This is a genomic window from Enterobacter genomosp. S, from assembly GCF_001631805.1.
In the GTDB taxonomy this organism is placed as follows: Bacteria; Pseudomonadota; Gammaproteobacteria; order Enterobacterales; family Enterobacteriaceae; genus Enterobacter; species Enterobacter quasihormaechei.
Map to the genome: position 1 here is coordinate 1 of NZ_LVVA01000024.1, position 21531 is coordinate 21531.

A 21531-nucleotide genomic window follows, 5' to 3' on the forward strand; every position below is an offset into this window, starting at 1 on the left:
CGCGGGACCGCAACAGGCCGCAGACGCAGGTCAGCTTCCGCTACGATCCGCTCGGGCGACGAATCAGCAAAACGCGCTGCCAGATGCTGGGCGGCCAGCCAACCGGTAAGCCGGTCACCACCCGGTTTGTCTGGGAAGGGTTCCGGCTGTTGCAGGAAGTACACGGGGATGTGCCGCTGACCTACGTCTACAGCGATCAGGACAGCTACGATCCGCTGGCGCGTATCGATGGCATTGATGACGCGGAGATCTTCTGGTTCCACTGCCAGCCGAACGGCACGCCGGAACGGATGACGGATAGCGAAGGGCAAGTACGCTGGGAGGGCGTGAACAGCGCCTGGGGCAAGCTGTTGCGGGAAAGCGAGACGCAGGTATCAGGATATTCCCAGAACCTGCGTATGCAGGGGCAATACCTGGACCGCGAGACAGGGCTGCACTACAATCTGTTCCGGTATTACGACCCGGACTGCGGAAGGTTTACGCAGCAGGACCCGATAGGGCTGGCGGGGGGGATAAACCTTTACCAGTATGCGCCGAATGCGCTGGGGTGGGTGGATCCGTGGGGGTTGTCGTGCAGAAATAGCTGGAATGATTTCCAGAGCAAAACTCGAGGTGCTTTTGCTACAAGAGGTCATGCTGCACGGGCCTACCGAGCTACTCATGGAATTTCAAAGCCAGATTTCCCTAATCCGGCCACATACCTTGATGCAGGAAAAATTAGTAGGCATTTAGAACTATTCAAGGGAGGGGTTACTAAGTTCGTTTGGGGTATTAATCCTGAATTTAGTCATTTAGGTCCACCAGGAGGCCACTTTGTTATGCCAAGGACCGTTGCTGATGACTTAATTAGACGTTCAGGTGGGAACATTCCAAAGCTTGAGAGATTGTTAGGGTTAAATGCAGGTGATCTCGGAGACGCTCCTTTAAGAGTTGATATTAATAATCCGACAGGTTTAAGAATGCCAACAGGAAATGAACGAGGAGCAAATGAATTTTGGTTGCCGGGAGGATATACTTCAGGTGGTATCCCAGAGGCGGCCATAGATCCTACTCCGCTAAATCAATTAAAGATCACACCGTTGAAAAATTAAAAAAAAGGAGGCGCAATGGATAAAATAATATTTAATAATTATGGAGTAATCCTTATCGAAAGAGAAGGGCGTTTTTTTATTAGGTTTTATTCAGGGGGGATAGTTATGAAAGAAGAGGAAGAAGAATTGAGCATTGATGAGGCCAAAAAAGTTCAAATGAGTGAAAAGGATGCTTATGAGGTTTTAATAGCCATTGAAAAAAAGAAAAGCTAAAATATTGGCCTCATTTTTAATAATTACCTGTCGATCAGTAATAAGGATGGTTTTTTACTACAAACCAAAATAAGTCGCTCAATGAGGTTCTTTGTAAAAATTAACTTTAGCCAATTATAATAGAGAACTAAAAACACGCATGGGGGGCGTTTTTTGTTCAAAGCGATTAAAAGTTAAATAAAAAATTATCTCATAGAAATCTATTAGAAGTAATTTTCCCCTTCCACAACCATCTTGTCCGTTACTTTCGTGCCTGGCTTATCCTTGTCGGCGTGGAGTCCTTATACATTATAGCTTGAGCACGTATAAGCCCTCGCTCTAGGCGCAAGCAGGGGGGCTGTCTACCCGCAGCGAATATGACCGTCTTGGCCGCCTGCATCGCCGGGATATAGTTACCGGTAACCCGCCCGAAGGCTCTGCTGAGAAGGTCACGCACAACCGCCTGACGCAGCTGAACGGCATTCGATGGCGTTATGACGTCCACGGTCGTACCGTGGAGAAAGATAACGGCCAGACCCGCTGGCACTACCGCTACGACGGTGAGCACCGCCTGACGGAGGTGATCAGCCAGCCGCGGGACCGCAACAGGCCGCAGACGCAGGTCAGCTTCCGCTACGATCCGCTCGGGCGACGAATCAGCAAAACGCGCCGCCAGATGCTGGGCGGCCAGCCAACCGGTAAGCCGGTTACCACCCGGTTTGTCTGGGAAGGGTTCTGGCTGTTGCAGGAAGTGCACGGGGATGTGCCACTGACCTACGTCTACAGCGATCAGGACAGCTACGATCCGCTGGCGCGTATCGATGGCGTTGATGCCCCGGAGATCTTCTGGTTCCACTGCCAGCCGAACGGCACGCCGGAGCGGATGACGGATAGCGAAGGGCAGGTGCGCTGGGAAGGGGTAAACAGCGCCTGGGGCAAGCTGTTGCGGGAAAGCGAAACGCAGGTATCAGGATATTCTCAGAACCTGCGCATGCAGGGGCAATACCTGGACCGCGAGACAGGGCTGCACTACAATCTGTTTCGGTATTATGACCCGGATTGTGGACGGTTTACGCAGCAGGACCCGATAGGGCTGGCGGGGGGGATAAACCTTTACCAGTATGCGCCGAATGCGCTGGGGTGGGTGGATCCGTGGGGGTTGACGCCTAAAACATTGATTCACTACACGACTGAAGAAGGTATGAAAGGTATCACGGAAAGTGGTGTGATTAGACCGTCATCTGGTGATATACATGCTCGTTTTGGGGATGGGCAATATTTCACTAATATCAGACCTGAAATGATTGGCGGAAGAACACTTAAAGATGTGGGAGAACTGGAAAAATGTCTCTCGGCCAATTAGCAGCTGATATATATGGTGATGCGAGAAAATTAAAAGGTATAAGCCATTTTGTTGAAATAGATGTTACTGGCCTAGATGTAATTGAACCCCGGAAAAACACATTCTTGATCTTAAACTCAAAAGATCTTGATGTCTCTAAAAGAATTGTTAAAAGTGGGAGGAGTTGTGGTTGATGTGAAAAAATATTATAAAGGTAACGTTGATTTTATTGCAGGTGAAGGAGTTATTATTAATGAATTCATAGGAGAGGTGGCCACACGACAAATAAACATCATAGATGGTGATTATTATGCATCTTCCTCTTTGCTAGATAAAAATGATAAAGTTGGTTTTCTGCTGTATGATGGTAAAAAAAGCGATCTCGACTTAAGTGATGCTGAAGAAATTTCGAATGAGGAGTTTGAAACTTTCTGGAAAACATCAACGAGTTCATTGCAAGAAAAAAAACAAATAAAATACTTGTCTGGAAATGCTGTGGAACCTTTGAAAAAATCCACAGTTATAGCTCACATTGTGAATAATAAAGGGAAATGGGGTAAGGGCTTTGTTCTGTCTCTTTCAAATAAATATCCTTCTGCAAAGAAATACTATCTCAATAGCTTCAATGGAAATAATATCCCAGAATTAGGTACGGTGGATTTTGTCTTAGTTGATGCTAAAGAACAGATATTTATTGCTAATATGTATGCACAAGATGGTATTAAGAAAAATGTCAATGACAAAAATCAATACGTGTGTTATGCATCCTTGGACGTTTGTCTTGAAAAATTATCTGACTTTGCTTTAGTGAATCGCCTTTCAGTACAAATGCCGAGAATAGGCGCTGGCCTCGGTGGAGGTGATTGGGATGTTATAGAGTCATTAATACTAAAAAATATTTGCTATAAGTTGGTCGATTGTAATGTAATAACTTTATAATATAAAAGCAAAATTAGCGTTGCATTTTATTATGTTTTGTTGTTGCTTGGAAAAGGATTTTTATTTAAAAAGGCAAGGGCTTTAGTATGAAAACGGCTATAGTAGATACTATTGAACAAGGAAGCAAGTTACACGACAACCAAAAATACGCCGAGGCTTTAGAGCAATATCAAAAAGCTTGGAAAGCTCTCCCTGAGCCAAAGTCCGAATCAGAACTTGCTAACTGGATCTCTGCATGCATGTACAGCGCATATTTTGATCTTGCGGATTACGTTGAGGCAAAGAAATGGGGAGAGACGACTTTACGGACACGTAGATCGGATATAGACACTGCACCGTTAATCGACTTGGGTATGGTCTGTTACGAGTTGAATCAATTCGAGGAAGCGTATAAATATTTTAACGATGCTTATAACTACGGCAAAGAGCGTGCGTTTCAGGATAGACCTAAAATATCTAGAGTTCTATCTGCGCAAGAGGGGATAAGTTCGTTACTCTATAAAAAAATCCACGCCAAAGCGTGGATTTTTTCCGTACAAAACAAATTAAACGTTAAACAAGAAGTTCATCACATCGCCATCTTTAACGATGTAGTCTTTCCCTTCCGCACGCATTTTGCCTGCTTCTTTCGCACCTTGCTCACCCTTGTAGGTGATAAAGTCTTCAAACGCGATAGTCTGCGCACGAATGAAGCCCTTCTCGAAGTCGGTGTGGATCTTACCCGCTGCCTGAGGCGCAGTCGCACCCACTGGAATCGTCCACGCACGCACTTCTTTCACGCCTGCGGTAAAGTAGGTTTGCAGGTTCAGCAGCTCATAGCCCGCGCGGATCACGCGATTCAGGCCCGGCTCTTCCAGACCCAGCTCGGCCATGAACTCTTCACGGTCGGCGTCGTCCAGCTCGGCGATATCGGATTCAACGGCAGCGCAAACCGCTACAACCACAGAACCTTCAGCCGCGGCAATTTCACGCACTTTGTCCAGGTACGGGTTGTTTTCGAAACCGTCTTCGTTAACGTTGGCGATATACATGGTTGGCTTCAGGGTCAGGAAGCTCAGGTATTTGATCGCCGCCTTGTCTTCTTCAGTCAGGTTTTTCAGCGCGCGGAGCATGCCCGCGTTTTCCAGCTGTGGCAGACATTTTTCCAGCGCAGCCAGTTCCGCTTTCGCGTCCTTGTCGCCGCCTTTGGCTTTCTTCTGCACGCGGTGAATTGCGCGCTCGCAGGTGTCGAGGTCAGAGAGCGCCAGCTCGGTGTTGATGACGTCGATGTCGTCAGCCGGATCCACTTTATTGTTAACGTGGATGATGTTGTCGTTCTCGAAGCAGCGCACAACGTGGCCGATCGCTTCGGTTTCACGAATGTTGGTCAGAAACTGATTGCCCAGACCTTCACCTTTGGATGCGCCTTTTACCAGACCCGCGATGTCCACGAACTCCATGGTGGTGGGCAGAATACGCTGCGGCTTCACGATTTCCGCGAGCTGGTCCAGACGCGGATCGGGCATAGGCACAACGCCGGTGTTCGGCTCGATGGTACAGAACGGGAAGTTCGCCGCTTCAATACCTGCTTTGGTGAGCGCGTTGAACAGGGTGGATTTGCCCACGTTAGGCAGACCGACGATACCGCATTTGAATCCCATTTCTAAATCACCTTAATCTCTTGATAATCAATCCGTTAACGATAACCGATTGAAGAAAAGTAAATAACTACGCCTATTATACACGTAACCCGCGCGCCGCGCGGTAAAAATGCCGCAAGGGCTTGTTTATTGCGCTTTGAAAGCGTGCAGTCGATTGGTGGCTTTCGTTAAGCCGTCCTGAAGCCAAATCTCGGTGCAGCGGGCCGCTTCGTCTACCGCTTCATCAATCAGCTTTTGCTCAGAAACCGGTGGTTTACCGAGTACGAAACCGACAACTTTGTTTTTATCGCCCGGATGACCGATTCCCACGCGCAAACGGTGGAAATTAGGGTTATTGCCCAGCTTGCTGATGATATCTTTCAGACCGTTGTGGCCACCATGACCGCCACCCAGTTTGAACTTCGCCACGCCTGGCGGCAGATCCAGTTCGTCGTGGGCCACCAGGATCTCATCCGGATTGATGCGGTAGAACGTTGCCATGGCCGCCACGGCCTTGCCGCTCAGGTTCATAAAGGTGGTTGGCACCAGCAACCGCACGTCGGCACCCGCAAGATTGATGCGTGAGGTATACCCGTAAAACTTTGGTTCTTCACGCAGAGGCGCGCGCAGACGCTCCGCCAGTAGATCAACATACCAGGCGCCGGCATTATGGCGGGTAGCGGCATACTCTGCGCCCGGATTGGCGAGGCCGACAATCAGTTTAATCGTCACGATTTACTTCCTAATGGGTTCCAGATCTGGTGCGTAGTTTACTGTCTGGCGCGCCGCTTGACAAAGTTCCGCCTGCTGTACATCGAATTGCGAATAATTTCTTATTTGAACAATTAGAATTTCAAGCTGTTCAATGTCTTATTTGTAAATTTTTGTCTGGGCGTTATCTGTAAATGTGATCGCTCGCGCAACTCATATAAGAGGCGTTGTCTATACTTTACACACAAGGAGAAGGGGCTTTTCCCTGACAACCCAAAGTTCCGGAGGTGACATATGAAACGCAAAAACGCTTCGATGCTCGGTAACGTGCTAATGGGGTTGGGACTGTTCGTGATGGTAGTCGGCGTAGGTTATTCCATTTTAAACCAACTGCCGCAGCTTGATCTCCCACAATACTTCGCGCATGGCGCGGTATTGAGCATCTTCCTCGGTGCAGTATTGTGGCTCGCCGGGGCGCGCGTAAGCGGACATGAGGAAGTCTGCGATAAATACTGGTGGGTGCGCCACTACGACAAACGTTGTCGTCGCGACCAGCATAAGCACAGCTAGTGCATGATTAAGAACATCGAAACGACTCCATCCGGAGTCGTTTTTTTTTGCATAGCATATTGACCCTCACGTAACGTAAGGCTCCAGAGTGGTGGCACTGGCAAAGTAAAAAGGAGCAGTTATGTTGATTCAGGTGGGGGAGCTGGCGAAACGAGCCGGTATCACCGTGCGGACATTGCATCACTACGAGCAAACAGGGCTGTTGCTGCCTTCTGCCAGAAGCGCGGCAGGTTACCGGCTTTACAACCTGGCGGATGTCCAGCGTCTGCACATGATCCAGGCGCTGGCAAAAGCGGGGCTGGGACTTGCTGAAATCAGGGATTTTCTGGAAAAGGAGTCGCTGTCGTTGACCGAGCTACTCGATGCGCAAATCACGCTGCTGGATAAACAGCTGCGCAGCATACACACGCTGCGCGACCGGCTGGTGGAGCTGCGTACCGGGCTTACCGACGATGCGACGCCGGATCTGGAGTCCTGGCTACAGACTCTGGAGTTAATGAATATGTACGATCGCTGGTTTAGCAAAGAAGAATTACAGCAGTTGCCGTTTGCGGTACAGAAGGATGCGCTGGCGGCTATCTGGTCAGGGCTGGTGGCAGAGGCTAACGCGCTGCTGCAACAGGATATACCCGTTACTGACGCGCGGGCGATGGATCTGGCGACACGCTGGATGGAACGTCTTGAACAGGACACGGCGGGCAAGCCGGAGTTTCTCGCCCGGCTGAACGAGATGCACAGCGTAGAGCCACAGATGCAGGCGCAGACCGGCATCACCCCGGAGATGACAGATTACATCACGCGGGCGTTTGCGGAATCTAAGCTCAGCATATGGGAGAAGTATCTCACTGTCGAAGAGATGGCCTTTACCCGGGCGCATTACTTTGACCGCATGATGGAGTGGCCGCCGCTGGTGGCGAAACTGCATCAGGCGCAGCGGGACAATATCGCTCCTGACTCGAAGGAGGCGCAAAAGCTGGCTGAAAACTGGCTGGCATTGTTCCAGTCCTACGCAGGCACCAACCCCGAGACCCAGCAAAAGTTTCGTACGGCTATGCAGCAGGAGCCGCATCTCATGAAAGGAACCTGGATGACGCCTGCCGTGCTTGCATGGCTCCAGCAGGCGATCGGGGTGATGATGCAGAGACGTTTCTCTGCATTAGATAATTCACAGATCCGCTAACGCGGCTTCACGGTTAGGATAAAAGGCAAGGCGGCCAGGGATCGGCTGCACGCCCGCACGCGCCATGGTGCGCAGGGGCTGGAATTCCAGGTTGCTGACCCGCAGCTCGCAGCCTTCCGGCAGACGTTTCACAAAGCGCTGGAAGGCATCGAGACCACCGGCATCCAGAACCGGGACGGCATCCCACTTCAGTACCACAATCCGTTTACCCGCCACACGAGACTCCAGATCGCTGAACAATCCCTCTGCGGCAGCAAAGAACAGAGGGCCAATCACGCGCAGCACCAGCACATCGTCAGGCACCTCAACGTTAACCGGAGAGAGACGCGTCATCTGCGCGATGCGGCGCATAAACAGCAGCGAGGCCAGCACAATGCCGACGCTGATGGCGATAACCATGTCGAACAGCACGGTCAGCGACATACAGATCAGCATCACGATGATGTCGTCTTTCGGCGCACGGCGCAGCAGATTCACCACTTTGTGCGCCTCACTCATGTTCCAGGCCACCATCAGCAGCAGGGCAGCCATGGCTGAGAGGGGAAGCCACGAAAGCAGCGGGGCCAGGATCAGCAGCGCCATGATCACCAGCAGAGAGTGAATGACCGCCGACACCGGCGATGTCGCCCCTGCGCGAACATTCGCGGCGGAACGGGCGATCGCAGCCGTTGCCGTAATACCGCCGAAGAACGGCGCAACGATGTTCCCTAAGCCCTGGCCGACCAGCTCGCTGTTAGCTTTATGCTTTGTCCCGGTCATGCCGTCGAGCACCACGGCGCAGAGCAGGGATTCAATCGCCCCCAGCATCGCCATGGAGAACGCGGCGGGCAGCAGGGCGCGAAGGGAATCCCAGCTCAGGGTGAAACTCGAACCTGGCATGTCCCACGGCAGAACCAGCTGCGGCAGCAGCTGCGGAATACCGTTACCCTGTGAACCGTCCGCCAGAATATAGTGGAACTGCGAGCCGATAGTGGCGACCTGTCCACCAAGCAGGTTGACGACGCCCATTACCGCGCAGCCCAGCAGAAGGGCGGGCAGATGCCCCGGGAGACGAATGCCCAGGCGAGGCCAGAAAACAAGCGTCCCGAGGGTAACGATGCCAATGGCCGCATCGCCCAGGTTGGCCGTCGGCAGCGCCATAAACAGCGCGCCCACTTTCTGTAAATAGTGCTCCGGAACATGGGTCATTTGCAGACCGAGGAAATCCTTAATCTGCATGGTCCCGATGGTGATCCCAATCCCCGAGGTGAACCCCAGCGTCACGGAAAGAGGAATATATTCAATCAGGCGACCGAAACGGGCCAGACCGAACAGAATTAAAAAGACGCCGGACATCAGGGTGGCGACCAGCAGGCCTGCCAGACCAAACTGTTGGGAAACCGGATAAAGGATCACCACGAAGGCGGCGGTTGGGCCGGAAACGCTGAAGCGGGACCCACCCGTCAGCGCAATCACAATCCCGGCGACTGCCGACGTGTACAGACCGTACTGCGGCGCGACGCCGCTACCAATCGCCAGCGCCATCGCCAGCGGAATGGCAATAATCCCGACGGTGATCCCGGCTATGAGGTCACGGATAAAGCGTGACGACGTGTATTTCTCTTTCCAGCAGGCGTCGATGAGGGCGCGAAAGGGCAGAACATGTGAGGAGGTTACGTTTTTCACAATTATCTATCATCCGTGTGCGCATCATCTGTCATATGAATGGCAGGTGAAGGAGGCATAAGTCATACAAATGAAAATTATAAACAAAAAAACCCGCCGTAGCGGGTTTTTTGGCCGTGCTCGATCAGTGTTCGAACATTGCAGAGATGGATTCTTCGTTGCTGATACGACGAATCGCTTCGGCCAGCATCCCGGACAGGGTCAACGTACGCACGTTTGGCAGTGCCTTGATCTCGTCGCTCAGTGGGATGGTATCGCACACTACAACTTCATCAATGACGGAGTTACGGAGGTTGTTCACCGCATTGCCGGAGAAGATCGGGTGAGTTGCGTAAGCGAATACGCGTTTCGCACCGCGCTCTTTTAGCGCTTCTGCGGCTTTACACAGCGTACCGCCGGTATCGATCATGTCGTCTACCAACACGCAGTCGCGGCCAGCTACGTCACCGATGATGTGCATCACCTGAGAAACGTTAGCGCGCGGACGGCGTTTGTCGATGATCGCCATGTCGGTATCGTTCAGCAGCTTCGCGATAGCACGAGCACGTACCACGCCGCCGATGTCCGGAGAAACCACAATCGGGTTGTCCAGATTCAGTTGCAGCATATCTTCCAGCAGGATTGGGCTGCCGAATACGTTATCAACAGGAACGTCGAAGAAGCCCTGGATCTGCTCTGCGTGCAGGTCGACCGTCAGTACGCGGTCAACGCCGACGCTGGACAGGAAGTCCGCGACAACTTTAGCGGTGATTGGCACACGCGCGGAACGGACGCGACGGTCCTGGCGGGCATAGCCAAAGTAAGGAATAACAGCAGTGATACGGCCAGCAGAAGCGCGACGCAGCGCGTCGACCATAACAACCAATTCCATCAGGTTGTCGTTCGTTGGAGCACAGGTGGACTGGATGATGAAAATATCACCACCGCGTACATTTTCGTTAATTTGTACGCTGACTTCGCCGTCGCTAAAGCGACCTACAGCGGCGTCGCCGAGGGAAGTGTACAGGCGGTTGGCAATACGTTGTGCTAGTTCCGGGGTGGCGTTACCAGCAAAAAGCTTCATATCAGGCACGAGAAGAACCTCAGGCATGCGTCCAGTGGTGGATAGCGTTCGCCGCAAACTGCGGGGCCTAAGCAAACGCTATCCAGGCGGTGTATTAAAGAGCGCGATGCAACGTCTGGAACAGGGTGACGTTGTCACCGAAACTCAGTCTGCGCCAGAATGGCCTGCTGTAGGGGGGAGGTGTTCATCCCGCGTGCTACAAAACCATGCAGCCAATCCGGCGCTTGCTCAAGCACCTGACGGGCGGCGGATTCGGTGTCAAATTCAGCAAAGACACAGGCCCCTGTACCGGTCAGGCGCGACGGCGCGTATTCTAACAGCCAGGAAAGCACCGCATCAACCTCGCGAAAACGTTTTCTTGCGATATCCTCGCAATCGTTGCTGAATTCACAATTTAATAACGTATCTATTGACCGTACCGGGGTATTTCTTTTCAGGTCAGGATCTTTAAAGATGACCGGGGTAGGAATGCTCACCCCGGGGTGAACAATCAGATACCATTTTTCCGGCGGATTAACCGGCGTGAGGATTTCACCCACGCCCTCGGCGAACGCCGCGTGGCCGCGCACAAATACCGGTACATCTGCGCCCAACGTTAACCCTAACGCTGCCAGCTCGTCCGTTGTCAGACCGCAGCCCCACAGATGGTTAAGTGCCACCAAAACGGTCGCGGCGTTTGACGAGCCGCCACCAAGCCCGCCGCCCATCGGCAGACGTTTGTCGATACGGATATCCGCACCGCTTCCCGCAGGCAGACGGCCCGATTCTGCGGCGGCTTTCATCAGCAGGCGCGCGGCGCGGACGATCAGGTTGTCCTCATGCGCCACGCCGTCGACCGGCGTCAGCAGGCAAATCTGCCCATCCTGACGCGGTTCAATGAAAATCGTGTCGCCGTAATCAACAAACTGAAACAGCGTTTGCAGGGTATGATAGCCGTCAGCGCGCTGCCCGGTAATGTAGAGAAACAGGTTCAGTTTTGCAGGAGAGGGCCACTGGGTCATCATTTAACGATCCAGTTGTCCATTTTCAGCTTGATACGCTGGCTGCCCTGCGTCAGCTCCATGTTGGACGGCAGCGACGGTTGCGTCTTACTGTCATACGCGCTGTAGACCACTTTCCAGGTTTTACCGCCCTGGGTGTAGTTTACCTGGCTCAGACGGTATTGATCGTCGAGCGTATAGTCGGTCGCATCACCCGGCAGGCCAAGGATCCACTGGCGCAGGCTATTGAGCGGAATCGGCATCCCGGTTAATTTGCCAATCATCTCTTCGGCGTCGGTGGCCGTGTAGTGCTGGCCTTTATTATCGGTAATCTGCGCTTCGCCAGGCTTCGCGTTAAGCTCCAGTTCGGTGCTGCCCAGCGGGTTCAGCAGCAGCAGACGATAGTTGTCCTGACCCGTTTGCTGCCAGAAGAAACGGGCGTAAACCTTTTGTTCGTCAGAGAGATAGGCAAACGCACCGCGGGTCTGGTACTGGCTTAACTTCAGCACGTCCTGCTGGTGTTGGCGCCACTGCGGTGAGTCGGGGCTTTTGCCGGGGCCTTTCGGCTGATGAACGGAACAGGCGGTCAGAACCAGGGCCGCCAGAGGCAGCAGGCGAATCATTCGGGTCATAATGATGACAAATCCTTGAGATACGTTGCAGTTATAACTGTTAATGCTAGCGTTGAAGGGTGTCACCGTCTACGTTCAAATTATCTCAAAGCGTTGAGTAACCTATTACTCCGAAAGGGTGCGGTCTCTTTTATTGATCTCGCGCATCCTGTATGATGCGTCCTGCTAACCTTATTAACGCTGGTACTACTCCCGCTCAACATGACCCTATTAGCACTCGGTATTAACCACAAAACAGCCCCGGTTTCACTGCGAGAACGCGTTACGTTTTCGCCGGATACGCTCGACCTGGCGCTGGACAGCCTGCTTGCACAGCCAATGGTGCAGGGCGGCGTGGTGCTGTCGACGTGCAACCGTACCGAGCTGTATCTGAGCGTAGAAGAGCAGGACAACCTGCACGAGGCGCTGATCCGCTGGCTATGTGACTACCACAACCTCAACGAAGAAGAGCTGCGCAACAGCCTGTACTGGCATCAGGATAACGATGCGGTCAGCCATCTGATGCGTGTGGCCAGCGGTCTGGATTCGCTGGTGCTGGGCGAGCCGCAGATCCTCGGCCAGGTGAAAAAAGCCTTCGCGGATTCCCAGAAAGGGCATCTGAAAGCCAGCGAGCTGGAGCGTATGTTCCAGAAGTCATTCTCCGTGGCGAAGCGTGTGCGAACCGAAACCGACATTGGTGCCAGTGCGGTTTCGGTTGCTTTCGCGGCCTGTACCCTTGCCCGTCAAATCTTTGAATCGCTGTCGACCGTCACCGTACTGCTGGTGGGGGCGGGCGAAACCATCGAGCTGGTGGCGCGCCATCTGCGTGAACACAAAGTGAAAAAAATGATCATCGCCAACCGCACCCGCGAACGTGCGCAGGTGCTGGCAGATGAAGTGGGCGCTGAGGTGATTGCGCTGAGCGACATCGATGAACGTCTGAAAGAGGCGGACATTATTATCAGTTCTACCGCCAGCCCGCTGCCGATCATCGGGAAAGGGATGGTCGAGCGTGCGCTGAAATCCCGCCGCAATCAGCCTATGCTGCTGGTGGATATCGCCGTTCCGCGCGATGTCGAACCGGAAGTGGGCAAACTGGCCAACGCCTACCTCTACAGCGTGGACGACCTGCAAACCATCATTTCGCACAACCTTGCCCAGCGTAAAGCGGCGGCAGTGCAGGCGGAAACTATCGTTGAGCAGGAAACCAGTGAATTTATGGCCTGGCTGCGCGCGCAAAGCGTCAGCGAGACTATCCGCGAGTACCGCGGTCAGGCGGAGCAGGTGCGTGATGACCTGACGGCCAAAGCGCTGGCGGCCCTTGAACAGGGCGGCGACGCGCAGGCGATTATGCAGGATCTGGCCTGGAAACTGACCAACCGCCTGATCCATGCGCCAACCAAATCTCTTCAGCAGGCTGCCCGTGACGGGGACGATGAACGCCTGACTATTCTGCGCAACAGCCTCGGGCTGGAATAGCGCCCTATACCCATTTTCTATGACAAGGTGCATTTACGCCTATGAAGCCTTCTATCGTCGCTAAACTGGAAGCTCTGCACGAGCGCCATGAAGAAGTCCAGGCGCTGCTCGGCGATGCCGGGACCATTGCCGACCAGGAACGTTTTCGCGCGCTGTCGCGTGAATACGCGCAGTTAAGTGATGTTTCAAAATGCTTTACCGACTGGCGACAGGTCCAGGAAGATATCGAAACCGCGCAGATGATGCTCGACGATCCTGAAATGCGCGAGATGGCGCAGGAAGAGTTACAGGACGCCAAAGCGCGTTCAGAAGAGATGGAGCAGCAGCTTCAGGTACTTCTGCTGCCGAAAGATCCGGACGATGAGCGTAACGCCTTTGTGGAAGTGCGCGCCGGTACCGGCGGCGACGAAGCGGCGCTGTTTGCCGGGGACCTGTTCCGTATGTACAGCCGTTATGCGGAATCACGCCGCTGGCGCGTGGAGATCATGAGCGCCAACGAAGGCGAGCATGGCGGCTACAAAGAGGTTATCGCAAAAATCAGCGGCGACGGCGTCTATGGTCGGCTGAAGTTTGAATCTGGCGGTCACCGCGTGCAGCGCGTGCCGGCGACCGAATCGCAGGGGCGTATTCACACCTCAGCCTGCACGGTGGCGGTCATGCCCGAGCTGCCGGAAGCGGAACTGCCGGACATCAACCCGGCGGATCTGCGTATCGACACCTTCCGCTCGTCAGGGGCGGGCGGTCAGCACGTTAACACCACCGACTCCGCCATCCGTATTACTCACCTGCCGACCGGGATTGTGGTGGAGTGTCAGGACGAACGTTCCCAGCACAAAAACAAAGCCAAGGCGTTGTCCGTGCTGGGCGCGCGCATTCACGCGGCGGAGATGGCGAAACGCCAGCAGGCGGAAGCGTCTACCCGCCGTAACCTGCTGGGCAGCGGCGATCGCAGCGACCGTAACCGCACCTATAACTTCCCGCAGGGCCGCGTCACCGATCACCGCATTAACCTGACGCTCTACCGTCTGGATGAGGCGATGGAAGGTAAGCTCGATATGCTGATTGAGCCTATCGTGCAGGAATACCAGGCCGACCAGCTGGCGGCGCTGTCCGAGCAGGATTAATGGATTTTCAACGCTGGCTACGCCATGCCGCCAGCGCGCTTTCCGCGAGCGAAAGCCCGAAGCGCGACGCTGAAATCCTGCTGGAACACGTGACGGGCAAAGCCCGGACGTATTTGCTGGCCTTCGGTGAAACCGAACTGACCGCTGAACAGCAGGCGCAGCTGGAAGTGCTCCTTGACCGCCGTAAAACCGGCGAGCCGGTGGCGCATCTGGTGGGCGAACGTGAGTTCTGGTCGCTGCCGCTGTACGTCTCGGCGGCCACGCTGATCCCGCGCCCGGACACCGAGTGTCTGGTCGAGCAGGCGCTGGCGCGGCTGCCGGCGCAGGGCTGCCCTGTTCTCGACCTCGGTACCGGCACCGGCGCGATTGCGCTGGCGCTGGCCAGCGAGCGGCCGGACTGCACCGTCATGGCGGTGGACGTGATGCCTGATGCGGTCACGCTGGCGCAGCGTAACATTGCGCGCCTGGGGCTGAGCAATGTTTACGTTCTGCAAAGCAGTTGGTTCGCCGCGCTTGAAAACCGCATGTTCGACATGATTGTCAGCAATCCACCCTACATTGACGAAGACGATCCGCATCTTGCGCAGGGCGACGTTCGCTTTGAACCGCTGACGGCGCTGGTCGCTGCGAATCACGGACTTGCGGATCTCGATCACATTGTGACAACGTCACGGCAACATTTGCTTCCCGGTGGCTGGCTGCTGGTGGAACATGGCTGGACGCAGGGGGAGGCGGTGCGAGCGCTGTTTACGCGTGCCGGATACGCCGCGGTGGAAACCTGCCGGGATTACGGCGGCAACGAACGCCTCACGCTGGGGCAGTGGGCATGAAAGCAGTCGATACGCCATTTACTGATAAAGGCGCATGGCTGACTGAGACGCTGTTTGGCGTTATCATCTACATCGTTTTGGGTTTTATCGCGCGTAGGCGTTACCGTCCGCGCAGCCAGCACGCTTTTTGCTGGGTCTGGTGGTGCTGTACATCATCATTAAACTCGCCACCACAAGAATACCGTTACTGGGGTAAGTCATGAGGTCCTTAGCCGATTTCGAATTTAACAAAGTGCCGCTCTGCGATGGCATGATCCTGATTTCAGAGATGATCCGCGACGATTTCACGTCGCAGTACGTTTACGCTGAACTGGAAAATCTGGTCAGCCTGGCGCGCGAAGAGATCAATCAGGCACGTCCGCAGGACTGGCAATTAGAGAAGCTGATAGAGCTTTTCTACGGCGAATGGGGTTTCTGCGACACGCGAGGCGTATACCGCCTGTCTGACGCACTGTGGCTGGACCAGGTGTTGAAAAATCGTCAGGGCAGCGCCGTCGCGTTGGGCGCCATTTTACTGTGGGTTGCGCACCGGCTGGATATTCCGCTGGTACCGGTCATTTTCCCGACGCAGATGATTTTGCGGGCGGAGTGGCTGGACGGGGAGATGTGGTTAATCAATCCGTTTAACGGCGACACGCTGGATGAACATACGCTGGACGTGTGGCTGAAGGGCAATATTAGCCCGATAGCTGAGCTCTTCAATGAAGATCTCGATGAAGCCGACAACGCTGAGGTGATCCGCAAGCTGCTGGATACACTGAAGTCTGCGCTGATGGAAGAGCGTCAGATGGAGCTGGCCCTGCGCGCAAGCGAAGTGCTGTTGCAGTTCAATCCGGAAGATCCGTACGAAATCCGCGATCGCGGCCTGATTTATGCACAGCTCGACTGTGAGCACGTGGCGCTGAATGATTTGAATTATTTCGTCGAGCAATGTCCGGAAGATCCGATCAGCGAAATGATTCGCGCGCAGATCAACGCGATCGCGCATAAACACATTACACTGCATTAATCTTAATTCCGATTCACACCTGAATAAGGCGATCCTATGAAACAAAAAGTGGTTAGCATTGGTGATATCAACGTGGCAAACGACCTGCCGTTCGTGCTGTTTGGCGGTATGAACGTGCTGGAATCCCGCGATCTCGCTATGCGCATCTGCGAACACTACGTGACCGTGACCCAAAAGCTGGGCATTCCGTACGTGTTTAAAGCCTCTTTTGACAAAGCCAACCGCTCCTCCATTCACTCCTACCGTGGCCCGGGCCTGGAAGAGGGGATGAAGATTTTCCAGGAGCTGAAACAGACGTTTGGCGTGAAAGTGATCACCGACGTGCACGAAGCCTCTCAGGCGCAGCCCGTGGCTGACGTAGTAGACGTGATTCAGCTTCCGGCGTTCCTGGCTCGCCAGACTGACCTGGTTGAAGCGATGGCGAAAACCGGTGCCGTGATTAACGTGAAGAAGCCGCAGTTTGTGAGCCCAGGCCAGATGGGTAACATCGTCGACAAGTTTATCGAAGGCGGTAACGACCAGGTGATCCTGTGCGACCGTGGTTCTAACTTCGGTTACGACAACCTGGTTGTGGATATGCTGGGCTTCAGCGTGATGAAGAACGTCTCTAACCAGTCTCCAGTGATTTTCGACGTAACCCACTCTCTGCAATGCCGCGACCCGTTTGGCGCAGCGTCCGGCGGCCGTCGTGCGCAGGTGACCGAACTGGCGCGCGCCGGGATGGCAACCGGCCTGGCGGGCCTGTTCATTGAAGCGCACCCGGATCCGGCTAACGCGAAATGCGACGGCCCATCCGCGCTGCCGCTGGATAAGCTGGAGCCGTTCCTGAAGCAGATCAAGGCGATTGACGATCTGGTGAAGAGCTTCGACGAGCTGGATACCAGCAACTAATAAAAAACCCGCTTCGGCGGGTTTTTTATTTGCCCGGCGGCGCTACGCTTGCACGGGCCTACGGGTTTTGTAGGCCGGGTAAGCGCAGCGCCACCCGGCAAAAACACTACGCAAATATCGTCATCAGATACGCAATAAACAGCGCCATATGTGCCGCGCCGTTAAGCACATTGGTGCGACCGGTAGAGAAAGAGATCTGGCACAGCAGCAGCGACGCCACCATCACAATCATCTCAGGCGCCCCCAGCGCAAACTGCAATTCATTCCCCGTCATAAAGGCAATCAACGTTACCACCGGAACGGTAAGGGAGATGGTCGCCAGTACGGAGCCGAAGAACAGGTTCATCGCACGCTGCACCTGATTGTTCAGCACCGCTTTCAGCGCACCCAGGCCTTCTGGCGACAGGATCAACAGTGCCACCAGGAAACCGGTAAAGGCGACCGGCGCGTTCAGTTCGGTTAACAGCGTTTCCAGCGGGTTGGCGTTCATCTTGGTGACCGCGATAACCGCAATCAGATGCACGATCAGCCAAACCGTGTGCCACGCGCTGCTGTGGGCCGACGGCTTGCCGTGGTGCGGGTCATCGTCGTCGCTGTCATCTTCATGTTCGTAAACAAACAGGCTCTGGTGCGTTTTGGTCTGAATGAGCAGGAATACGCCGTACATCGCCGCAGAAATCAGCGCGACCAGCAGCGCCTGGCCGGTGGAGAAGTTTGCACCCGGCAGCGCCATCGGGAATACCAGCACGATAATCGCCAGCGGGAACAGGGCAATCAGATACTGTTTAATGCCAAAGAGGTTCATGTACTGGGTGGCAAATTTACGGCCACCGAGTAAAAGCGAGAAACCGACCAGGCCGCCGGTGACAATCATGATGATGGAATAGAGCGTATCGCGCATTAACGTTGGCGCGGCGTCGCCGGTCGCCATCAATGCGGAAATTAAGCTAACTTCAAGAATAACAACCGAAAGACTTAATATTAATGAGCCGTACGGCTCTCCCAGACGGTGTGCTAAGACATCCGCATGGCGGACGACGCTAAATGCGCTGGTTAAAATACCTACCAGCGCCAGAATATTGATCCCGACCACCACTGGCAGTGACTGACTGCTTCCCCAGAAGAGCAGCACAGCCAGTGCCAGAACCGGGAAAATGAGAGACGTCTCCTTGTGGCGGGTCTTTACCGCCTCGTGTGTTGCTGTCATGTGCTTCTCCGTCAATGCAGGTGCTTGTAATTATAGATAGATTTTGAGGACATTAAACTAACAGAAATCTGTTAAATACCCTTTGTTTTTTACTTAATTTTACCCTTTGCTATGTTTTTTGATCTTGATGGTTATAATACCTCATCTTCATGAAATAATAATTAAATAACAACAGGTTGTGATCTTAAATCGTTCATTTCTTCCTGTCGGCTGGCACCCTGGCGTATCCTCGTCCACACTTATCTTTTAGCCAAAAAGAGAGGTTAACGATGCCATACAAATCGAAAAGCGAATTACCGGATAACGTGCAAAACGTATTGCCTGCCCACGCGCAGGATATCTATAAAGAAGCCTTTAACAGCGCCTGGGATCAGTACAAAGATAAAGAGGACCGCCGGGATGATGCCAGCCGTGAAGAGACGGCGCATAAGGTAGCCTGGGCCGCCGTAAAAAATGACTATGAAAAGGGGGACGATGATAAGTGGCATAAAAAGAAATAGCCGCCAGCTAATACGCTGCCTTCGTTTTGACTTTTCAGGCGGTTGACCTGCCGTTGTATTGCATCTGGCCCGCGAATTGCTTATCGTTGCTCGGCTGCTGTTAAAATGAACAGCGCAGAATGCCGGGAAGGCGAACTACAGATGTCGCAAGGAAGCATGCAGTGGCGGAGGTGTAATGTGTTAACGCGTGATTTCTTGATGAAGGCAGATTGTAAAACGGCATTTGGTGCTATTGAGGAATCGCTTCTGTGGTCGGCTGAACAACGTGCGGCGTCGCTTGCAGCAACGCTGGCTTGCCGCCCGGATGATGGACCGGTCTGGATTTTTGGCTATGGCTCGCTGATGTGGAACCCGGCGCTGGAGTATGTCGAATCGGCAACCGGTACGCTGCCGGGCTGGCACCGCGCGTTCTGTTTGCGCCTGACGGCCGGACGCGGCAGCGCCTGTCAGCCTGGCCGCATGCTTGCACTAAAAGAGGGCGGACGCACCACGGGTGTGGCATACCGCCTGCCGGATGCCACCCTGGAAGACGAACTGACGCTGCTGTGGAAGCGCGAGATGATTACCGGCTGCTATATGCCCAGCTGGTGCAGGCTGGAACTGGACGATGGCCGTACCGTAAACGCGCTGGTGTTTATTATGGATCCGCGCCATCCACTCTATGAAGCCGACACCCGAACCCAGGTGATTGCCCCGCTGATTGCCGCCGCCAGCGGACCGCTGGGCACGAACGCCCAGTATCTTTTTTCGCTCGATCAGGAGCTGAAGCGTCTCGGTATGCAGGACGACTGTCTGAGCGAGCTGGTGGTGAAGGTGAAAACTCTATTGGAGGGCAACCCGCTCAGCAATACGCTGCGCCCCGGTTTTGCCTGAACACGACGCCCGGCTGAACGGGCGTCCACTGCTCGCCTTAAAAAGTTAACACCTTGTCCGCAGCCAGCGTCCACTCGGCAAGCTCAGGCAGCGTGCCGATCTCAACCCCATCAATCAGCGGCAGCCCGGTAATGCCGCGCCCGTCCGTGCAGGTTTTACACAGTTTGACCGGCACATCTTGCGCCGTGAGGATCTCCAGCATCTGCTGAATGTTGTAGCCTTCAGCCGGTTTTTGACCTTTCAGCCCCGCGGTGACCGCATCCGACATCAAAAACAGCCGCAAATCGGTTTCGCTCTCTTTTTCGCGCAGGGCGATCGCCAGACGCAAGCTGTTAAAGAGGGATTCGCTGCCGTAGGCCGCCCCGTTGGCGACGATAACGATTTTTTGCATGTTGACTCCTGTTCTTTTAAAGGCACGAATATTGCTTGTCTCAGCGGAGATGACCGATCCGGGAGAGAGAAGATGACGACAATCACTGGCCGTTTACCCGGCGCAACCGAATGGTTCCAGCGCGCAACATATCAGCGCAGGGAACAGCTCAGCAGACTTGCGCAACTGGGTGAGCTGGTGAACAGCATTAGCCAACTGGTGCATATGCTACAGTGTGAGCGCGGCGCGTCAAACGTCTGGCTTTGCTCGCAAGGCAAACTGTATGCCCCGGAATGCAAAGCCAGCCGGGGGCTGGTGGATGAAAACCTGGCGGTATTGCTTACCCTGCTGAATGGCCAGGCGCCGCTGCCGGGAAGTGCCGTCTGTGAACGCATCGCCGTTGCGCTGCAATGCCTGGAGACGCTGCCGGCCCTTCGCGAGGGCGTGACGCAGCAGAGTATTACCGCTCCTCAGGCGATGGAGCACTATAGCCGGATGCTTCGCCATCTGCTCAGTATTGTCCCGCAGCTCAATGACAGCATTGACGATCCGCACATTGCGGGCCGTTTCGTCGCGCTTTTCAGCCTGATGCAGGGCAAAGAGCTGGTGGGGCAGGAGCGCGCGCTGGGGGCAATTGGTTTTACCCTGGGATTTTTTGATGATGAAACCCGCCAGAGGCTGGTGGACCGGATCGACGGGCAGCAGGCATGCTTCGACATCTTTCTCTCTCACAGCCGCGCCGGGGTGCAGGAGGCGTTTGCCCAGAACTGCCTGCCGGGTCTGGAAACCGAGCAGCTGAGACGCGTGGCCTGTACCCGCCAGCCCGGTGCTAACGGCGGTAACGTCGCGCTGACGTGGTTTACCTTACAGACAAGCCGCCTCGAGCATCTGCGCACGCTCGAGGAGGGGATGATCGCCGACCTGATGCTGACGGTGGAGGAACGTCTTCGCAGCGAGAACGACCTCGGCCGGTTAAGCGATCCCGATGAACCTCTCGCGCCTTACCCGGATAAACCTCTGCTTACGCTGGTGCGCCAGCAGGCGCGCGAGATAGAACAGCTTTCCCGCCAGCTTGCCTCGCTGCGCGATACGCTGGAAGAGCGAAAGACCATCGACAAAGCCAAAAGCGTACTGATTGCCCACCAGAATATGAGCGAAGAGCAGGCGTGGGCTGCCCTGCGCAAAATGGCGATGGATAAAAACCAGCGCATGGTGGATATCGCCCGTGCGCTGCTCACCGTCAGGAATCTCTGGCCAGTCATCCCTAAGGAGTAGTTGCACGATC

The 21531-nt window shown here is 54.4% G+C and carries 21 protein-coding genes and 3 pseudogenes; 16 read left to right on the forward strand and 8 right to left on the reverse strand.

The window, feature by feature from the left end; genetic code table 11:
* The 5 genes and pseudogenes from A3466_RS21145 to A3466_RS21160 form a co-directional block, all read left to right on the forward strand.
* Positions 1–1091 (forward strand): RHS repeat domain-containing protein (locus tag A3466_RS21145; protein ID WP_245167796.1); only part of this gene is annotated, 1091 nt, incomplete at its 5' end.
* 15 nt (positions 1092–1106) lie between these two features.
* Positions 1107–1304 (forward strand): hypothetical protein, encoded by a 198-nt coding sequence (locus A3466_RS21150; protein ID WP_023300305.1) that lies wholly within the window; start codon positions 1107–1109, stop codon positions 1302–1304.
* A gap of 331 nt (positions 1305–1635) precedes the next feature.
* A pseudogene (locus A3466_RS21155) lies at positions 1636–2454 on the forward strand (RHS repeat domain-containing protein); the annotation flags it as partial.
* Between the two features lie 63 nt (positions 2455–2517).
* Positions 2518–2646 (forward strand): annotated as a pseudogene (locus A3466_RS23945) (hypothetical protein); the annotation flags it as partial.
* Between the two features lie 129 nt (positions 2647–2775).
* Positions 2776–3564: a hypothetical protein gene (locus A3466_RS21160; RefSeq protein WP_063452221.1), complete on the forward strand. Its 789-nt coding sequence runs from the start codon at positions 2776–2778 to the stop codon at positions 3562–3564.
* A gap of 545 nt (positions 3565–4109) precedes the next feature.
* On the opposite strand, the gene ychF is transcribed toward A3466_RS21160, so the two are convergent.
* Positions 4110–5204, reverse strand: coding sequence for a redox-regulated ATPase YchF (gene ychF, locus A3466_RS21165; protein WP_010432886.1), 1095 nt, complete (start codon positions 5202–5204; stop codon positions 4110–4112).
* A gap of 126 nt (positions 5205–5330) precedes the next feature.
* Positions 5331–5915: an aminoacyl-tRNA hydrolase gene (pth, locus tag A3466_RS21170; protein WP_006810922.1), complete on the reverse strand. Its 585-nt coding sequence runs from the start codon at positions 5913–5915 to the stop codon at positions 5331–5333.
* A 273-nt stretch (positions 5916–6188) separates the two neighbouring features.
* On the opposite strand from pth, the gene ychH reads away from it, so the two are divergent.
* Positions 6189–6464, forward strand: a complete 276-nt coding sequence (gene ychH / locus A3466_RS21175) for a stress-induced protein YchH (protein WP_028013466.1) — start codon at positions 6189–6191, stop codon at positions 6462–6464.
* 121 nt (positions 6465–6585) lie between these two features.
* Positions 6586–7644: a MerR family transcriptional regulator gene (locus A3466_RS21180; RefSeq protein ID WP_063452222.1), complete on the forward strand. Its 1059-nt coding sequence runs from the start codon at positions 6586–6588 to the stop codon at positions 7642–7644.
* Here A3466_RS21180 and dauA read toward each other — a convergent pair.
* The 4 genes from dauA to lolB form a co-directional block, all read right to left on the reverse strand.
* A complete protein-coding gene (gene dauA, locus A3466_RS21185) occupies positions 7630–9309 on the reverse strand; it encodes a C4-dicarboxylic acid transporter DauA (protein ID WP_063452223.1) in 1680 nt (559 codons plus the stop codon). The genes A3466_RS21180 and dauA overlap by 15 nt on opposite strands.
* Positions 9310–9433: 124 nt before the next feature.
* On the reverse strand, positions 9434–10381 hold the full coding sequence (prs, locus tag A3466_RS21190; protein ID WP_003856663.1) for a ribose-phosphate diphosphokinase: 948 nt from the start codon (positions 10379–10381) through the stop codon (positions 9434–9436).
* A 125-nt stretch (positions 10382–10506) separates the two neighbouring features.
* Complete coding sequence (gene ispE, locus A3466_RS21195; RefSeq protein WP_063452224.1) at positions 10507–11376, reverse strand: 4-(cytidine 5'-diphospho)-2-C-methyl-D-erythritol kinase; 870 nt, start codon at positions 11374–11376, stop codon at positions 10507–10509.
* The gene (gene lolB, locus A3466_RS21200; protein ID WP_003856665.1) at positions 11373–11984 is read right to left on the reverse strand and encodes a lipoprotein insertase outer membrane protein LolB; all 612 of its coding nucleotides are present in this window, start codon (positions 11982–11984) and stop codon (positions 11373–11375) included. Before lolB ends, ispE begins: the two co-directional genes overlap by 4 nt.
* Before the next feature lie 201 nt (positions 11985–12185).
* On the opposite strand from lolB, the gene hemA reads away from it, so the two are divergent.
* The 6 genes and pseudogenes from hemA (at position 12186) to kdsA (ending at position 17296) form a co-directional block, all read left to right on the forward strand.
* Entirely contained in the window at positions 12186–13442 is a 1257-nt protein-coding gene (hemA, locus tag A3466_RS21205; RefSeq protein WP_063452225.1) for a glutamyl-tRNA reductase, read from the forward strand.
* 41 nt (positions 13443–13483) lie between these two features.
* Complete coding sequence (gene prfA / locus A3466_RS21210; RefSeq protein ID WP_003856667.1) at positions 13484–14566, forward strand: peptide chain release factor 1; 1083 nt, start codon at positions 13484–13486, stop codon at positions 14564–14566.
* Entirely contained in the window at positions 14566–15396 is an 831-nt protein-coding gene (prmC, locus tag A3466_RS21215) for a peptide chain release factor N(5)-glutamine methyltransferase (protein WP_063452226.1), read from the forward strand. The genes prfA and prmC overlap by 1 nt, the downstream gene beginning before the upstream one ends.
* Before the next feature lie 14 nt (positions 15397–15410).
* Positions 15411–15592 (forward strand): annotated as a pseudogene (locus A3466_RS21220) (SirB2 family protein); the annotation flags it as partial.
* Between the two features lie 3 nt (positions 15593–15595).
* On the forward strand, positions 15596–16405 hold the full coding sequence (sirB1, locus tag A3466_RS21225) for an invasion regulator SirB1 (protein WP_022648376.1): 810 nt from the start codon (positions 15596–15598) through the stop codon (positions 16403–16405).
* A 36-nt stretch (positions 16406–16441) separates the two neighbouring features.
* Positions 16442–17296 (forward strand): 3-deoxy-8-phosphooctulonate synthase, encoded by an 855-nt coding sequence (kdsA, locus tag A3466_RS21230; RefSeq protein WP_003856671.1) that lies wholly within the window; start codon positions 16442–16444, stop codon positions 17294–17296.
* A 106-nt stretch (positions 17297–17402) separates the two neighbouring features.
* Here kdsA and chaA read toward each other — a convergent pair whose 3' ends face one another.
* Positions 17403–18503 (reverse strand): sodium-potassium/proton antiporter ChaA, encoded by a 1101-nt coding sequence (gene chaA / locus A3466_RS21235; RefSeq protein WP_024907071.1) that lies wholly within the window; start codon positions 18501–18503, stop codon positions 17403–17405.
* A 269-nt stretch (positions 18504–18772) separates the two neighbouring features.
* Here chaA and chaB point away from each other — a divergent pair, with 269 nt between their 5' ends.
* Both chaB and A3466_RS21245 read left to right on the forward strand, forming a co-directional pair.
* Positions 18773–19003 (forward strand): putative cation transport regulator ChaB, encoded by a 231-nt coding sequence (chaB, locus tag A3466_RS21240; protein ID WP_003856674.1) that lies wholly within the window; start codon positions 18773–18775, stop codon positions 19001–19003.
* Positions 19004–19180: 177 nt separating this feature from the next.
* Positions 19181–19876 (forward strand): gamma-glutamylcyclotransferase, encoded by a 696-nt coding sequence (locus A3466_RS21245; RefSeq protein ID WP_063452227.1) that lies wholly within the window; start codon positions 19181–19183, stop codon positions 19874–19876.
* A 37-nt stretch (positions 19877–19913) separates the two neighbouring features.
* Here A3466_RS21245 and A3466_RS21250 read toward each other — a convergent pair whose 3' ends face one another.
* Positions 19914–20267 (reverse strand): DsrE/DsrF/TusD sulfur relay family protein, encoded by a 354-nt coding sequence (locus A3466_RS21250; RefSeq protein ID WP_063452228.1) that lies wholly within the window; start codon positions 20265–20267, stop codon positions 19914–19916.
* Positions 20268–20339: 72 nt separating this feature from the next.
* Here A3466_RS21250 and nasR point away from each other — a divergent pair, with 72 nt between their 5' ends.
* On the forward strand, positions 20340–21521 hold the full coding sequence (nasR, locus tag A3466_RS21255) for a nitrate regulatory protein NasR (RefSeq protein WP_063452229.1): 1182 nt from the start codon (positions 20340–20342) through the stop codon (positions 21519–21521).
* Positions 21522–21531 lie beyond the last annotated feature (10 nt).

Bases quoted from the DNA above. Each gene is read 5' to 3' on its own strand.
- A3466_RS21150 (WP_023300305.1), top strand. From the start codon at position 1,107: ATGGATAAAATAATATTTAATAATTATGGAGTAATCCTTATCGAAAGA.
- A3466_RS21160 (WP_063452221.1), top strand. From the start codon at position 2,776: ATGTCTCTAAAAGAATTGTTAAAAGTGGGAGGAGTTGTGGTTGATGTG.
- ychF (WP_010432886.1), bottom strand. From the start codon at position 5,204: ATGGGATTCAAATGCGGTATCGTCGGTCTGCCTAACGTGGGCAAATCC.
- ychH (WP_028013466.1), top strand. From the start codon at position 6,189: ATGAAACGCAAAAACGCTTCGATGCTCGGTAACGTGCTAATGGGGTTG.
- A3466_RS21180 (WP_063452222.1), top strand. From the start codon at position 6,586: ATGTTGATTCAGGTGGGGGAGCTGGCGAAACGAGCCGGTATCACCGTG.
- ispE (WP_063452224.1), bottom strand. From the start codon at position 11,376: ATGATGACCCAGTGGCCCTCTCCTGCAAAACTGAACCTGTTTCTCTAC.
- lolB (WP_003856665.1), bottom strand. From the start codon at position 11,984: ATGACCCGAATGATTCGCCTGCTGCCTCTGGCGGCCCTGGTTCTGACC.
- hemA (WP_063452225.1), top strand. From the start codon at position 12,186: ATGACCCTATTAGCACTCGGTATTAACCACAAAACAGCCCCGGTTTCA.
- prfA (WP_003856667.1), top strand. From the start codon at position 13,484: ATGAAGCCTTCTATCGTCGCTAAACTGGAAGCTCTGCACGAGCGCCAT.
- prmC (WP_063452226.1), top strand. From the start codon at position 14,566: ATGGATTTTCAACGCTGGCTACGCCATGCCGCCAGCGCGCTTTCCGCG.
- sirB1 (WP_022648376.1), top strand. From the start codon at position 15,596: ATGAGGTCCTTAGCCGATTTCGAATTTAACAAAGTGCCGCTCTGCGAT.
- kdsA (WP_003856671.1), top strand. From the start codon at position 16,442: ATGAAACAAAAAGTGGTTAGCATTGGTGATATCAACGTGGCAAACGAC.
- chaA (WP_024907071.1), bottom strand. From the start codon at position 18,503: ATGACAGCAACACACGAGGCGGTAAAGACCCGCCACAAGGAGACGTCT.
- chaB (WP_003856674.1), top strand. From the start codon at position 18,773: ATGCCATACAAATCGAAAAGCGAATTACCGGATAACGTGCAAAACGTA.
- A3466_RS21250 (WP_063452228.1), bottom strand. From the start codon at position 20,267: ATGCAAAAAATCGTTATCGTCGCCAACGGGGCGGCCTACGGCAGCGAA.
- nasR (WP_063452229.1), top strand. From the start codon at position 20,340: ATGACGACAATCACTGGCCGTTTACCCGGCGCAACCGAATGGTTCCAG.